The sequence below is a fragment of the Commensalibacter intestini A911 genome, assembly GCF_000231445.1.
Classification (GTDB): Bacteria; Pseudomonadota; Alphaproteobacteria; order Acetobacterales; family Acetobacteraceae; genus Commensalibacter; species Commensalibacter intestini.
The window spans coordinates 65440-81215 of the sequence record NZ_AGFR01000012.1; the positions used below are offsets into that span (position 1 = coordinate 65440).

Genomic DNA, 15776 nt, shown 5'->3' on the forward strand with positions numbered 1-15776 from the left:
AGCGCTAACTTTTTACATCATGAACCACTTAAAAGATTTTCATCCCCGATCTTTCGACATCGCAAGTAACGAAAGTGATCTTCAATATTTTACAAAGCACTCTGTTCCTCCTATGTTGGATCAAGGTGGTTATAAGGCAATCGAAGCCTTATATCATACTCTTATACAAGAAAGCGATACTATTCTTGATCTTATGTGTGGTTCAAACAGCCATATGCCCAGTGACGTGACTTATAAAAATTTAATTGGCATTGATTTAAACCCACAAGCATTAAAAGAGAATAGTGCTTTAACCCGTAAAATTACGCAGGATATCAACGATAAACCAGAGCTTCCTTTGAAAGATAACAGCGTTGATTATATTTGTTTATGCTGCGTTATTGAATATTTGCGTCATCCATTTACCACACTGGAAGAGTGTTTACGCATTTTAAAACCTAGAGGACGGATTATTATTTCTTTTTCATCACAACTTTTGCCTCTACGTGCGACAGCATTATGGCAAGCATTGGATAATGCTGATCGCCAGAAGTTAATCAAAGTATTTTTAACCCGTATTGGGTTTGTAGAAGCCGACCAAGGAGAGGTGCACCCCCCTGAAGATCAGACTGTATGGAAAGATTCTATTTATAGTGTGGTGGCAAGGAAGCCTTAGATACATATTCTTATTATGGAGGTTTAATCATGTTTTTAGTCTCAAAATGCCCATATTGCCAAACAGAAAAAATCCCTTTTGATATTGAGGGGATTAATTTCCAGAATATTACAAAAGATAATAGCAGTTATATTATCTACTTCAGTATTTTCTCAATATGCAGAGGATGTGGAGCCCCCACTATTTTTTCCATATATAAAAATATAATAAAGGAAGTTACTGAATATAATGTTGATGGTGATACTTATATAAATGAAGATACAGTAAACGAAATAATCAAAGAAACACCTTCTATAGTACGAAAAAATCCAGAGCAAAATTTAGCAAGTAATTTTCAACTTGGAAAAATTATTCGCCCACCAGAGAATATATCATATCAATGCCCTGAACATATTCCTGAAGATATTAAAGCAAAATTTGATGAAGCTGCCCAATGTTATGCAAATGATTGTATTGTTGCTAGTAGTATTATGCTTAGGCTTTGTTTAGAAACAGTTACAAAAGATTTATTAGAGACGGAAAAAGAAAAAGAAGAAAAATTACATGTGCAAATAAAGATTCTATTCGACAAAAATATAATTGATAAAAACATCAAAGATGTTGCCGATGAAATTCGATTAGACGGTAATTATGCAGTACATGAAGGAAAAATGGATCAAAATAATTTAGAAGATTTATTTAATTTCACACTTGACCTTCTAGAATATGCATATAACCGACAAAATAGACTTAAGCTTTCACGAGAAAGACGAGCTCAACGCAAAAAACAAGGAATAGAAAAATGAAACGTCAACCAACTTTTTATATCCCTCATGGTGGAGGGCCTTGTTTTTTTATGGACGATCCGCATAACATTTGGACGAATATGGGGAATTTCCTGAATAAACTCCCACAAACCCTACCACAACTCCCCTCTAACATCGTAGTTATTTCTGGGCATTGGGAAAATACACCCATTAAAATTCATGCTGCCGAAAAACCATCTCTTTATTATGATTATTACGGTTTCCCAGATCATACTTATGAGCTCACCTACCCTGCCTCTGGCAATCCTGAGCTAGCAAAAGAAATTCAAACACTATTTCACAATCAGAACATTGAAACAGAATTCGAATATCAACGCGGATGGGATCATGGACTGTTCATTCCTTTAAAAGTCATGTTTCCTGATGCAAACATTCCAATTGTGCAAGTTTCTTTGCATCATTCATTAGATCCACAAACTCATATTGAAATGGGTAAAATATTAACACCTTTACGAGACGAAAATATCCTTATTTTAGGAAGTGGGATGAGCTATCATAACCTTCCCTATTTATTTTCTGGTAAAGAATCTGCAAACGCAGGTTTATTTCATGATTGGTTAACCGAAGCCGTCACCAAACCTGTTATCACAGAGCGTAATCAACTATTATCCGATTGGTTAAATGCACCTGGTGCAAGATCTAATCACCCTAGAGAAGAGCACTTACTTCCTTTAATGGTCGCTGCTGGCGCTGGTGATCAAGATATCGGGCAATGTATCTATAAAGATAGTGTACTTCACAAACCGATTACAGGATATCGATTTGGGTAATTAATCCTCAATGACCTTAGTTCATTTTCTATCCAACTAAGGTCATTCATTTACAAATAGCTTCTATTTTGCTTTTGGATATTCTGTGCATAATAAACGATAAGGTGCTTCATCTTCATCAATCTTAGGGAAACGTCCCATTTCCTCATAAAATCGATTATCATGCTCGTCATCATTGCACATAGAAACTTCACCTAGCAAAACTGGCCCTGTTCCTTTTTCAATCTCAAAGTCATGATACATATAAGGGTAAACAGTTACACTCTCCCCAGGCGTTAATTTAATCTGTGTGCCTGCTGGAACTTCTGTTTCACGACCATCACAATGCACTTTGACGGGATTAACCTTATCCAAATCGCCTTCTTTCGTAGAATTATAAACACGAATTAAGACATTTCCACCCCCACGATTAATGATATCTTCCATTTTATTCCAATGGAAATGCATAGGGGCATATTGGCTTTCTTCTAAATAAAGTAATTTTTCGGCATAAGTTTTTGTATATTTTTTATTTTTTAAATTACCATTTCGTAATGTAATTAATGAAAATCCAATCTTATCAAAATCACCTTTGCCATAGTCCGTCACGTCCCACCCTAATAGATTATCGCGAATCTCGTCATATTCATGACTCTTATTCTCCCAATCTTTCGGGGTAAAATGACAAAATGGAGGTAAAGAAAAACCAACTTTTCCAATCATTCGTTCCATTTCTTTTATTGCTTTGTTAATTTCTGAACGTTTCACGATGGTTACTCCTTGATATTTTTTCTAAAAAAACATATTGTATGTTAATCTATGTCGATTAATTTATATCTACACATTTTGGTGAAATCGATTATAACTAAAAAAGCCAAAATAATCACATGACATTTCAGGTTTTAATGTACTCAACTATTCCCAGAATCCTGCCTTTGCATTTGATGATCACCTCTCCTTGGATCATCACTTTACAATAGTGAATGACCTTTTACATTTGTATATTTCTTACATAATTAAGAATAAATAAACTTTATCGGATTTCTAAATGCCGTTTACACAAATAAATTCCTCACTTGCTCAAGCTCTTGAAAATAAAGGTTACAAATCATTAACCCCAGTTCAGCAAGCTGTTTTAGAACAACAAGATCCTCATCAAGATCTTTTGGTTTCTGCACAAACAGGATCAGGAAAAACCGTAGCCTATGGTATTGCTATGGCTCCAACTTTATTGGGGGACAAACCTAACTTTAATGCGCCTAACTCACCTCAGGCTCTTATTATTGCACCGACCCGTGAACTTGCACTTCAAGTTCATCAAGAGCTTACTTGGCTCTATGCAAATACAAATGCGAAAATCATCACCTGTATTGGTGGAATGAACGTTCGTAAAGAATCATTCGCGCTAGAACGTGGATGTCACATCGTTGTTGGAACCCCTGGTCGTTTATGTGACCATGTTCGTCGCCGTCACCTTGATTTGTCTGACCTAAAAGTTATGGTTTTAGACGAAGCTGATGAAATGTTGGATCTTGGTTTCCGTGATGAGCTTGAGGAATTATTATCTGCTTGTGCAAATGAACATAGAACCCTATTGTTCTCTGCAACCATTGATAAAGCAATTGAATCACTAGCAAAACGCTATCAAAATAATGCAATTCGCATTAATACAGTTTCTACGGCACAACATATTGATATTGAATATCATGCTGTTGTTACACATCCTAAAGAGGTCGATAATGCCGTTGTAAACTTACTACGTTATATCGACAGCCCTACAGCAATGGTCTTTTGTGCCACACGTGAACTTGTTCGTCATATGCAATCTGCTTTGATCGAACGTGGTTTCTCTTGTGCTGCTTTATCTGGAGATTTAGGGCAAGAAGAAAGAACGCAGGCTATTAAAAGCCTACGTACAGGTCAAGTCCGCGTTTGTGTGGCAACCGACGTTGCTGCACGTGGTTTGGATTTACCAACACTAGATTTGGTTATTCATGCAAGCTTACCAACCAACCATGCAACCTTACTTCACCGCTCTGGTCGTACAGGACGTGCTGGACGTAAAGGGGTTTGTGCATTAATTATTCCTAGCAGCCAACGCGGTCGTGCTGAACAATTATTACGCAAAGCTAAAGTTGCAGCAACTTGGGAAATTGCACCAAGCATTACTGCTATTCGTGAAAAAGATAATGAACGTCTTTTAAACAATCCTTCTTTACTCGGTAGTAAAGAAATTTTAACAGAAGACCAAATCTTAATTGATCAACTAACCTCTCAGTTCTCTACAACTGATCTTGCGAATGCTGTGATCTCTCTATATCGTTCTACCATTCCTAACCCAGAAGAAATCACACCGATTTCTCTTGAAAGTAGACGTTCTTCTGGCTTTGACAGAGACAATTCAAGAGGTCGTGGACGCGATAGAGAAGAACGCTCTTCTCACTCTTTCGACTCTGGTAGCTGGTATGAAATGCCAGTTGGTCGCAGTGATAATGCGGATCCAAAATGGTTAATTCCGATGCTTTGTAAAATTGCAAATATCCAGAAAAAAGATATTGGTTCTATTCGTATTTCTGATAAAGCGACTAAATTTGAAATTGCTGCAGATAAAGTGGCAGAGTTTAATCAATCTATCAATAAAATGAGAGATGATGAGCCTAAAATTTCTCCATCAACTCCTGCTGCCCCTTCTGAAGGCAGAAGAGAAGGTGGATATAAAGGTCGTGGCGGTGGAGACCGTAGAAGAGATGGCGGTGGTCGTGGCCGCGGTGACAGAGATAGAGGAGAAAGAAGAGAGTTCGGCGAACGCAAAGAAAGAAGCGGTGACTTCGGAGAACGCAGAGAAAGAGGCAATGATTCTGGCGAAAGAAGAGATAGAAGCCGTAGCAGCGGAAGAGGAAGACCAGAAGGCGAACGTTCTTCTGGTAGAAAAAGACCGTCTTCAGGCGCACCTCCAAGAGGCAATGCTGGCTCTTCTAGAAAAAGAAGAAAATAAAACAAACTATCTGACCTTTTAATAAAGGTCAGATATAAGTTATCTAATAAAAAAGCCATCTATATAATAATATAGATGGCTTTTTCTTTAACATAAATAAAATAAATTAAATTTATTTAGCTAATTTTTGTTTTAATTGCTCAATTTTTGCTTGTTGTTCTGGGGTCAACTTTTGAAGTTGTGCACCAGCTTGTTGCTGAGCATTCTCAATATAAGCTTTTCTTTGTTCTGGAGTCATTTTCTTAAAGCGATTCATTTCCGCTTTTGCTTTAACTCTTGATGCTTCAAGCGCAACTTTCTGCTCTGGCGTTAAATTCTTTGAAAGGCGCTCAAACTGTGCATCAGCTTGTTGTTGAGTTTTATCCATATAAGCATCTTGCTCTGCAGGAGTCATTTGACTAAAACGATCAACTTCTGCTTTTACTTTTTGTTGCTCTGCTGACAATTCTGGTGTTTGAACTGGAGTTGCCACAGGAGCTGTTGCTGTGGTTTGTGCTTGTGATTGAGAAACCGTACCTACAGCCATAAATGCAGTAAAAGCACCCGCTAAAAGCATTAAACGCTTTGATATTTTTTTCATGAATAACTACCTTTTAAAAGTGAATTAAATAGCAAAAAACCCAGTGACTTAAGAGAAAGCAATGTAACATTATTTGCTAATGACGACAATGATTATACAAATGATAAACTATCATAGAAAAATTGTCGTTTATAACCTAGAGAAAAAGGACCTGTTCTATATTCCAACAGATCCTTTTAAAATATACAAACGTCTATAATTAAACGCTAAATTAGTTCCCAAAAGGATGGGTTAAGCTATGCACATCACGTCGTGTGTTATTTCTTAAACTTTTCAATTGTTGACGTTGTTGTTGTTGTTGTTTCAAGCTTTGAGCTCTTCTTGCATCAATATTTTTTCTTAATTGAGCTTTTTGATTTTCAAATTGTTGTTTTTGTTCTTGTGGCAAGTTTTTAACACGATTAATTTCATCTTGTCCACGTTGTTTTTCAGCATTGATATTGTCTTTAAATTGTTGTTTTTGCTGATTTAAACGATCTCTTTCTGCTTGTGGTAAATTTTTAACACGATTAATTTCGTCTTGTTGTTGTTGAACACGATTTTGAATTGCTTGATTATGCTGAGTAATTTGGTTATGCAGATTATCTTCTTTTTGTTGTAAATTTTGAATTGGATCTTGCATTTGAGCATGTGCTTGAGAAACTGTACCTACTGCAATAAATGCACTAAATAAACCTGCTGATAATATAAGCGTTTTTGACATCTTTGTCATAATTTTAAAATACCTTTAATTATTAATTAACTTGAACATAGAAAAGTCTATAAATCAGGCGACATTAAGGCATATTTGTAACAAATTATTATAAAAAACATAAATATATATAAAGTATTTTATAATAAAAGTACCTTTATCGTCCTATTATTTTCCTTTATTAAGAATAATATAACTTTTACATTATAAAAAACGTTTTATATATATTTTCCTACTAAAAGAGTATTTAAATGAAAAAAAACCTTTTAATATCCTGTCTGACTACTACATTTTTACTATCTTTGACTACATTCAGTCCATGTTCTTTTGCCCAGGAAAACTCTTCTGACAAAACAGTAGAAATTAAGTCCAAGACTAATAATATTGATGTAAAAGATACTCAAAATCGTTTTGCTCTTTTACCTAAAGATAGTATTACACAACATATCCTAACTCTGCCTCATCAAACTATTCCATATACAGCCCATGCCGGCACTTTATTAATTCGCAATGACAAAGGCACAGTTACTGCCAAATTATTTTATGTCGCCTATACAGTGGATCATCCAGAGAATAAAAACCGTCCAATTTCTTTCTTTTTCAATGGGGGTCCTGGTGCAGGAAGCTCTTTCTTAAATCTGGGCGCTGCTGGACCTGAAGTTATTAACTTTCCGAAAAGCAATCCTACGGATGGTGCGCATGCCATCAGAGAATCAAATCCTGATAGTTGGCTCCCGTTTACCGATATGGTTTTTATCGATGCTGTCGATACGGGTTATAGTCTTTCTGCGGATCAGGATAAAGCACCCAAAGAATTTTATACATCCAAACAAGATGCAAAAATATTTGCCAAAGCCATTCAATTATATTTATCAACGTCAGATCGTAAAGACCCGCCAGTTTGGTTAGTCGGTGAAAGCTATGGTGGCATACGCTCTATTCTGGTTGCCAATGATTTGCTTAAAAATCAAAATATTTTTGTCAGAGGCATCGTCATGCTTTCCCCTGCCATTGAAATGGGATTTTTAGATCAATCTGATAATCCAATGGCCAATGCATTTTTACTCCCCTCTTATATCGCTAGCCACCTTGAAACTACTCATCAACTCTCTGATGATAAAATCAAAGAAGCATATCATTATGCAATGGGTAGTTATTTGCAAAAGATGGTTAATCCTGTATCTCCCCAAGAACAGCAATCATTCTATCAAGATCTTAGCCAACAAACGGGATTACCTGTTAGTATCATTGCCCAACATAAAGCTGTATTAGATCCATCTGCACATGATATTCGCAGTCGTGATGGTAAATTACACAGCCTCTATGATTATACGTTAACCATCAATGATCCTTATCCTGATGGCACAAATAATGAAGATAGTCCTGAACCTGTTTTATCTGGATTTGGTAAAGCTTATGGGAATATGTTTGCCACTTATGCCGCACAAGAGTTACATTTCCAGACACCTTTAACCTATAATCTGTTAAATATGCCTCTCAATAGTAAATGGGATTATACAGATAACGGTTTTTCAATTGTCCGAGGCATGCCCATTATGCGCAAATTAATGGCATTAAACCCATCTATGCAAATCTTTATTGCACATGGTTACTTTGATCTTGTTTGTCCTTTTTCAACATCACAATGGATTATCAATCAAATGCCCACAAGCGACCAAGACCGTATCAATTTAAAACTCTATAAAGGCGGACACATGCTTTATACAAATCCAAAAAGTAGAGCCACATTAACCCATGATGTAGAACAGCTTTACAAAAAAGATCAACAACTCAATTCAAAATAACCTTGAATGACTTTCTGCACTCTGTCCCATTCTTGATGATGGGACAGACCAAAACGTAACCATTGATTATTATAATCAAACTTACGCACCCAAATCCCATGATTGGCTAAATAAGACCATAACTCTTGTGCTTTTATATATTCTATTAATCTAAATAAATGCGTCCCACCAATCACTTTACATCCATAGCGTAGAAATAGTTGATCAAGTTGTTTGACTTGACGAGCAAGCTGCTGTTGAGACTGTAAAAACCAAGCATCATCTTGCAAAGCTTGCTGGCTAATTTGTAATGCTGCGCCACTAACTGCCCAAGGACCTAACATTTGTCTGATTTTTTGAATATGATCAGAGTTAGACAATACAAACCCTAGACGAACACCTGCCAATCCATAAGTTTTTCCAAAAGAACGTAAAATCGTTAAAAATGGATGAGGCAAAAGCTTACCTACTCCCTGCCCTTCAAAATCCATAAACGCTTCATCAACGACAAAATGATTATTAAACTGTCCAAAATGAACAAGAGCCTCTTTAATTTGTTCTATAGAAAATAAACGACCGTCAGGATTATTAGGATTGCAAACTACCCCTATCGTCTGTTCTTGAGATCCAAAACGCATCAATGCTTCTAGTGATTTTACTTGATAGACTTTTACCCCAGCTTGCTGCCACGTCTTTATATGTTCCATATAAGTTGGACATAAAATACAAACCTGTTTCGCTTGAAAAATATACGGCAATAACGAAATTAAAATTTGCGTTCCTGGAGCCGCAGCAGCATAGTTTTCATCTCTTACTCCATAAGCTATTGCTGCAATTTTTCTTAAATTTTCTTCATCTTGCATATTCGGCAACTCTGCCCATCGTTCCGACGAGATTGGCACGAAAGGATAAGCATAAGGATTAATCCCTGTCGATAAATCAATCCAAGGCATGACAGCATGCGGAAATTGCCTTTTTGCTTCTTGTAACTGACCACCATGAATCATTGTGATTTGCTCTACCTTGTTATAAACAATCTAATATGTAAGTCACTTCTATCAAACGCTTTACACGATTGACCTTCGGATCTCATGAAAAAAATCACTCTTTATCATATTCAAACACTTCTGCTTCGTCATTTAAAAATCATGGCTATTGCTATTTTTATCGACGCAATCTGGGGAGATCCGAAACAAATTTATAATAAAATCCCGCATCCTATTATTTGGATAGGGAATTTAATTGACTATTTAGATAAAAAACTTAACCACCCACAAGATACTGCACCGCAACAAAAAAGAAACGGTTTTCTTACTCTTGGATTAACCGTAGCACTTCCTTGCCTCATTGGATATTTCATACAAAAAAGCCTTTTTAAAATCTTTCCTAAACCTATTGCGTGTCTTTTGTCTGGAATCATTGGGAGTATTTTTATTGCACGTCGTTCTTTATATGAGCACGTTCAAGATGTTTCAAATGCATTAGAGCATCCTGATATCAATATTGCTCGTCATGCAGTCAGTCAAATTGTTGGCAGAAATACCAGCCAACTTGACCACTCTGGTATTGTCAGAGCAGCAATTGAAAGTCTGGCAGAAAATTTTTCTGATGGTGTAACCGCACCTATTTTTTGGGGATGTATAGGTGGATTACCAGGTATTATTATTTATAAAGCCATTAATACCGCAGATAGTATGATTGGGCATAAAACGACTAAATATCAATATTTTGGATATGCAGCAGCCAAAACAGATGATTATGTAAATTACCCTGCGTCTAGACTATCTGCCTTATGGATTATTTTAACAGCCAGTAAAAAACCAATCAATGACATCAAACAAGTTATCAAAGAAGCAAAAAAGCATAACTCCCCCAATGCAGGATGGCCAGAAGCGGCAATGGCAACTTGTTTATCCATTTATCTTGCAGGACCACGACAATATAAAGATATCGTTCTTAACACTGCTTGGATTGGAAACGGTAGAAAAGAACTAAATCGCAATGATATTCAAAACGCATTAAAAATATTTTTATCTGCCTGCAATATCCATTATAATTTAATATTATTTAACTTATTTTTTATACCAAAATAATAAGTTACTCGTGTTATATTTGATCTTTTATTTCAAATAACATTTATTTTTAATATATGATTATAAAAAGCATTGCAAATAAATTGCAAGTTAGAGTATATTGCCGAATGAGACTTATATTTCTAAATATTAGATATAGAGAGTCGAAAGTTATCTAAGAGATTTTCATGAGATTATTTTTCTTAGTCTCTTTATGTAAACTACCTAACTACTCAATTTACCTCCCCTTTTGGGGAGGTTTTTTTATTCAATATCACACACTCTCACTTAACATTGCTGCGATATCTAAAGAATATTCAATATGATCCGCCCACTGATCTAAAGTGTTTTCCACTTGATCTAAAAAATTGATCGAACTTTCTTTGCTACCAAAATAATTTAATAAGGCTTTCCGAGCATCATCACCGTGGAAAATGCCATGCAAATAAGTTCCTATAATTTTCCCATTTTCAGAAACGATCCCTTCCGCTCTACCATTCTCCAGTATTGCAAAAGATTTGTAATGCTCGTGATGCCTCGTCTCTCCTAGATGCATTTCATATCCACAACATTCAGCATCATTCATAAACAAATGCCCTTTAACCTCTGATAGTGTTTTCGAACGGTCTAAAATCGTTGAAAACGATAAAAGATTTAACGCTTGAATGGACCGCGTATCCCCTTCAATTCCATAAGGGTCTGAAATCTCTGTCCCCAACATTTGATATCCGCCACAAATACCCATCACATACCCCCCTTGTCGTAAATGGGCTTTGATATCCACATCCCAACCGGTTTGATATAAAGCTTCCAAATCTGCAATGGTTGTTTTAGAACCTGGAATAATAATTACATCTGAATTTTTAGGAATAACATCTCCTATTTCAATAAAATTCAACTGAACATTATCTTCATATTTCAAAGGATCAAAATCATCAAAATTCGCAATTGTCGGTAAAAGCAAAACGGACATAACGAGCTTTCCTTTTTGCTGAAAATGAACAACCGATTTAAGATCCGCAGCATCTTCAGCTGGCAATTGACTAAGCTGAGGAAAGTGAGGCAGTAAACCAATATTTTTCCATTGTGTTTTTTGACTAATCCACTGCATTGCATCGGTAAATAACGTCGGGTCACCACGCATTTTATTTACAATAAAGCCTTTAATCAGCTTTAAATCTTCGAGAGGTAACACCGTATACGTACCGATAAGGCTCGCAATAACCCCTCCGCGATCAATATCTCCAATTAAAATAACTGGGGCTTGAACTGCTTGAGCAAACCCCATATTGGCAATATCACTCTCTCGCAAATTAATCTCTGAAGCAGAACCTGCTCCTTCAATTAAAACAATATCTGCCTCTTTAGAAAGTCTTTCAAAGCTTTCCAATACATACGGCATCAGTTGAGGTTTAATCGATTGATATTCTCTTGCCTTTGCCTGCCCCCAAACTTTTCCTTGTACAATAATCTGAGAACCAATATGACTTTGCGGTTTTAAAAGAACAGGATTCATATGAACGCTCGGCTCTACCCCACAAGCCAATGCCTGCAATGCTTGAGCACGTCCTATTTCCCCACCTTCTTTGGTTACAGCAGCATTGTTCGACATATTTTGAGGCTTAAAAGGTAAAACCTTTAACCCCTTACGCCTGAATGCCCTGGCAATTCCAGCAACCAGAACAGATTTACCAACACTAGAACCCGTTCCCTGGAACATCAAGGCACGTGCCATTAAAATTCAACCCCTTTTTGAGCTTTTACGCCAGCTTCAAAATGATGTTTAATTAACTTCATTTCTGTGACTAAATCCGCAGCATCAATTAATTCTTGTTTTGCATTACGTCCAGTAATAACCACATGCTGCATAGAAGGTCTGTTACGTAATCCATCAAGAACAGTTTCCATGGCAATATAATCATATCGCAACGCAATATTCAGCTCATCGAGAACAACCAAAGCAACATCTTCATCTTGCAAATATTGTAACGCCACATCCCAAGCTTTGGCACAAGAATCAATATCTTTTTGCTTATCTTGAGTATCCCATGTAAAACCTTCCCCCAATATATGCCATTCCAATAGCTCAGGGAACAAGTCTGCCATTTTACGCTCACCAGTTTGCCATTCTGGGGCTTTAATAAATTGAACCACAGCACATTTACGACCATAGCCTAAATTTCTAAACACTAAACCAAAAGCTGCTGTGGACTTTCCTTTTCCAGAACCCGTATGCACCATAACGAGCCCTTTAGTTTCCGTTTTAGAAGCCACAAGCTCTGTTTGTAACTCTTTTCTTTTTTGCATTTTTTTCTTATGCACATCAGCATCATTTTGTGTCATCATTTTTCCTATTCTTCAGATTTCATTACGATTGGATAGCCTGCCACTATAAAAGTAAAACGATCGGCAATTTGAGCAATTTTTTGGTGTAATATTCCAGCATAATTTCGAAAAGCACGCGACATAGGATCAGCTGGCACAATCCCTTGACCGACCTCGTTACTAACAATCACCATCTCACCTGTATAAGCTTGTAATGTCATCACAAGACGATCAATTTCCATATTAATGTCACATTTATCCATCATTAAATTCGTTAGCCATAACATCAGACAATCAATTAAAATCGGCGATGGGTGATGCTTTTCAATATATTCAGCAATTTTTAAAGGTTCTTCATATGTGATCCATCCATCCCCTCGGCGCTCTTGATGCTCTGTAATTTTTTGTCGCATTTCATCATCCCATGCTCTGCCCGTTGCTAAATACAACCACGGTTGAGCATACTGCATCAGTTGCGCTTCGGCATATCGGCTTTTCCCTGATTTCGCACCGCCAAGGATAAAATGAATCATCACATTCAACTTATTTCTAATTAAATTCTGTCCAACACCCCTACAATATGACTATAATTTATCAAGATTCAATCTGAATATTTCATTCTGATGATAAATCATTTAAAAGGATACAGCCCTATGAAACCCGAAATCTTACAACTTGTTCCTATTAATAAATCTATCCAAGAACAAATTAATCAAAATTTTACCAATCATATTCATATTGATGATTTACCCCCGCCTGATATTTTACATAAAATTGAAGCCGTCATTACCAATGGTGTCATTGGTGCTCCAACAGATATGTTGAATACATTACCAAACCTCAAGCTCATTACCGTGCATGGGGTGGGATATGACAATGTTGATATAGAGTTAGCAAAAGAAAGAAACATAAAACTCAGCATTGCTACTGGTGCCCCCACTCAAGATGTAGCCGATATGGCAATTGGCTTATTATTAGATGTTGCTCGTCAATTAACCTTACGTGATCAATTTATACGTGCAGGGCGATGGACAAAAGAACGATTTCCTTATCAAGGAACATCGATTTCTAATAAAAAAGTTGGCATTATGGGAATGGGGCCTATTGGTAGAGCCATTGCTCAAAGAATAGAAGCTTTCGATAATGAGGTTTCTTACACAGCACGTCATCAACATACAGATGTTAAGTGGAATTTCGTTCCTTCATTATTAGATCTTGCCAAACAATCTGATATCTTTATTGTTGCAGCCAGCGGTGGAGATAACTCCAGAAAAGCGATTAACAAAAAAATTATCGAAGCTATTGGGGAACATGGTTTTCTTATTAATATTGGGCGCGGTGTCACCATAGACGAAGAGGCTCTCATCGAATGTTTGCAAAATAAAAAACTTGCAGGTGCTGGATTAGATGTTTTTGCAAATGAACCTCATGTTCCACAAGCACTCAAAAACCTTCCGAATATTGTGATGGCACCCCATTCTGCTGGAGCCACATATGAAACTGCAAAAAAAATTGCTTTGAAAGTATTACGCTCATTAGACGATTATTTCTCAGGAAAAGAATTACCGGATGAAGTGAAATTATAATTATTTTTAATTTCAACCATAAGAAAACAGAACAATGAAAAAAACAACATCTATTGAAGTTAACGACCTCCGCACGGCGATAGAGGTCGTGCAAGCAATGCCTAAACAATATCATGAAACCAATGTAGAAATTGATCCAAAAGACGATCTAGCTGGAGTATATCGATATATTGGTGCGGGTGGCACCGTAATGCGTCCTACCCAAGTTGGCCCTGCGGTCATGTTTAATAATATCAAAGGATATCCTAGTTCACGAATTTTAGTCGGGTTAATTGCTAGTCGTGAACGAGTTGCTACAATGCTTGGTGCCCCTGTAAAAGAACTTGGTAAATTTATGGGAAAAGCCGTTAAGAATACGATTGATCCGGTTATGGTTGATCAATCCAAAGCACTATGCCAAGAGATCGTTTATAAAGCCACTGATCCAGATTTTGATCTCAGAAAAATCCTTCCAGCCCCTACCAATACCCCTCAAGATGCTGGCCCTTTTTTCTGCGAAGGATTAGTACTAGGATCAGATCCAGAGACAGGCCATACAGATGTCACCATTCATCGTTTATGCGTACAAAGTAAATATGAAATTTCTATCTTTTTTGCACTGGGTCGACATATTGATATTTTCCGCCAAAAAGCAGAGCAAGCAGGAAAACCTTTACCTGTTACGATCAATATGGGACTAGATCCTGCGATTACGATTGGTTCTTGTTTTGAAGCCCCCACGACCCCTTTTGGATTTGATGAGCTAAAAGTCGCAGGTGGATTGCGTGGCAAACCCATAGAATTGGTCAATGCGGTTACGATTAATCAAAAATCCATCGCCAGAGCAGAAATCGTTATTGAAGCAGAAATCTTACCTAATGTTCGTGTTAGAGAAGATCAAAACACGAATACAGGTTATGCAATGCCAGAGTTTCCTGGTTATACAGGACCAGCCAACCCCTCTTTGCCTTTAATGAAGGTTAAAGCCATTACGATGCGTAAAAATGCGATTATGCAAACCTTAGTGGGTCCTGGTGAAGAACATGTAAATCTTGCAGGAATCCCCACCGAAGCAAGCATTTTTAATACGATTGATGCAGGTATTCCTGGGTTCTTACAAAATGTTTATGCGCATCCATCAGGGGGAGGAAAATTCCTTGCCATTTTACAAGTCAAAAAACGTTCTCAGGCAGATCAAGGTCGCGAAAGGCAAGCCGCTCTGATGGCTCTAGGAGTCTACTCTGAATTAAAACAAGTTATTCTAGTTGATGAAGATGTCGATCCTTTTGACACCGATGATGTGTTATGGGCTATGACCACACGCTATCAAGGAGATATCAGCACCATCTTTATCCCTGGGGTTAGATGCCACCAACTTGACCCATCCCAAGACCCTGCATTTGATCCTAAAATATTAGGACATGGTATTTCGACTAAAACGATCTTTGATTGTACGGTTCCCTATCACTTAAAATCATCTTTTGTTCGCGCACAATTCAAAGAGGTTGATCCAACCCCTTATATGCCTGAATGGATGAAGAATAAATAAAGCAT

At 37.0% G+C, this 15776-nt stretch carries 15 protein-coding genes; 8 read left to right on the forward strand and 7 right to left on the reverse strand.

Going from position 1 to position 15776, the window contains the following annotated elements; translation table 11 throughout:
• Positions 1–19: 19 nt before the first annotated feature.
• Genes CIN_RS10250 through CIN_RS10260 form a run of 3 tightly spaced genes read left to right on the forward strand, consistent with a single transcriptional unit; the run spans position 20 to position 2231 of the window.
• A complete protein-coding gene (locus CIN_RS10250) occupies positions 20–655 on the forward strand; it encodes a class I SAM-dependent methyltransferase (RefSeq protein ID WP_040364402.1) in 636 nt (211 codons plus the stop codon).
• 29 nt (positions 656–684) lie between these two features.
• Positions 685–1440 (forward strand): DUF4145 domain-containing protein, encoded by a 756-nt coding sequence (locus CIN_RS10255; RefSeq protein WP_008855030.1) that lies wholly within the window; start codon positions 685–687, stop codon positions 1438–1440.
• Positions 1437–2231, forward strand: coding sequence for a DODA-type extradiol aromatic ring-opening family dioxygenase (locus CIN_RS10260; protein WP_008855031.1), 795 nt, complete (start codon positions 1437–1439; stop codon positions 2229–2231). The genes CIN_RS10255 and CIN_RS10260 overlap by 4 nt, the downstream gene beginning before the upstream one ends.
• Positions 2232–2294: 63 nt before the next feature.
• Here the strand turns inward: CIN_RS10260 and CIN_RS10265 are convergent, their stop codons facing one another.
• A complete protein-coding gene (locus CIN_RS10265) occupies positions 2295–2978 on the reverse strand; it encodes a D-lyxose/D-mannose family sugar isomerase (RefSeq protein WP_008855032.1) in 684 nt (227 codons plus the stop codon).
• A gap of 280 nt (positions 2979–3258) precedes the next feature.
• Here CIN_RS10265 and CIN_RS10270 point away from each other — a divergent pair, with 280 nt between their 5' ends.
• Positions 3259–5205 (forward strand): DEAD/DEAH box helicase, encoded by a 1947-nt coding sequence (locus CIN_RS10270; protein WP_008855033.1) that lies wholly within the window; start codon positions 3259–3261, stop codon positions 5203–5205.
• A gap of 112 nt (positions 5206–5317) precedes the next feature.
• Here the strand turns inward: CIN_RS10270 and CIN_RS10275 are convergent, their stop codons facing one another.
• Together CIN_RS10275 and CIN_RS10280 are read right to left on the reverse strand one after the other, a co-directional pair.
• Entirely contained in the window at positions 5318–5785 is a 468-nt protein-coding gene (locus CIN_RS10275; RefSeq protein ID WP_008855034.1) for a hypothetical protein, read from the reverse strand.
• 211 nt (positions 5786–5996) lie between these two features.
• The gene (locus tag CIN_RS10280) at positions 5997–6497 is read right to left on the reverse strand and encodes a hypothetical protein (protein WP_040364403.1); all 501 of its coding nucleotides are present in this window, start codon (positions 6495–6497) and stop codon (positions 5997–5999) included.
• 230 nt (positions 6498–6727) lie between these two features.
• On the opposite strand from CIN_RS10280, the gene CIN_RS10285 reads away from it, so the two are divergent.
• Positions 6728–8281: a S10 family peptidase gene (locus CIN_RS10285; RefSeq protein ID WP_139017005.1), complete on the forward strand. Its 1554-nt coding sequence runs from the start codon at positions 6728–6730 to the stop codon at positions 8279–8281.
• Here the strand turns inward: CIN_RS10285 and cobD are convergent.
• Positions 8260–9267: a threonine-phosphate decarboxylase CobD gene (gene cobD, locus CIN_RS10290; protein WP_008855037.1), complete on the reverse strand. Its 1008-nt coding sequence runs from the start codon at positions 9265–9267 to the stop codon at positions 8260–8262. The genes CIN_RS10285 and cobD overlap by 22 nt on opposite strands.
• A gap of 84 nt (positions 9268–9351) precedes the next feature.
• Here cobD and cbiB point away from each other — a divergent pair, with 84 nt between their 5' ends.
• A complete protein-coding gene (cbiB, locus tag CIN_RS10295) occupies positions 9352–10353 on the forward strand; it encodes an adenosylcobinamide-phosphate synthase CbiB (protein WP_008855038.1) in 1002 nt (333 codons plus the stop codon).
• Positions 10354–10606: 253 nt separating this feature from the next.
• Here the strand turns inward: cbiB and CIN_RS10300 are convergent, their stop codons facing one another.
• The 3 genes from CIN_RS10300 to cobU are packed head-to-tail and all read right to left on the reverse strand — an operon-like array spanning position 10607 to position 13190.
• The gene (locus CIN_RS10300) at positions 10607–12067 is read right to left on the reverse strand and encodes a cobyric acid synthase (RefSeq protein WP_008855039.1); all 1461 of its coding nucleotides are present in this window, start codon (positions 12065–12067) and stop codon (positions 10607–10609) included.
• Entirely contained in the window at positions 12067–12678 is a 612-nt protein-coding gene (gene cobO / locus CIN_RS10305) for a cob(I)yrinic acid a,c-diamide adenosyltransferase (RefSeq protein WP_008855040.1), read from the reverse strand. The genes CIN_RS10300 and cobO overlap by 1 nt, the downstream gene beginning before the upstream one ends.
• A gap of 5 nt (positions 12679–12683) precedes the next feature.
• On the reverse strand, positions 12684–13190 hold the full coding sequence (gene cobU, locus CIN_RS10310; RefSeq protein ID WP_040364404.1) for a bifunctional adenosylcobinamide kinase/adenosylcobinamide-phosphate guanylyltransferase: 507 nt from the start codon (positions 13188–13190) through the stop codon (positions 12684–12686).
• Positions 13191–13310: 120 nt separating this feature from the next.
• On the opposite strand from cobU, the gene CIN_RS10315 reads away from it, so the two are divergent.
• Both CIN_RS10315 and CIN_RS10320 read left to right on the forward strand, forming a co-directional pair.
• Positions 13311–14243, forward strand: a complete 933-nt coding sequence (locus tag CIN_RS10315; protein ID WP_008855042.1) for a 2-hydroxyacid dehydrogenase — start codon at positions 13311–13313, stop codon at positions 14241–14243.
• A 34-nt stretch (positions 14244–14277) separates the two neighbouring features.
• Positions 14278–15771: a UbiD family decarboxylase gene (locus CIN_RS10320; RefSeq protein WP_040364405.1), complete on the forward strand. Its 1494-nt coding sequence runs from the start codon at positions 14278–14280 to the stop codon at positions 15769–15771.
• The last annotated feature ends 5 nt before the right edge of the window (positions 15772–15776 follow it).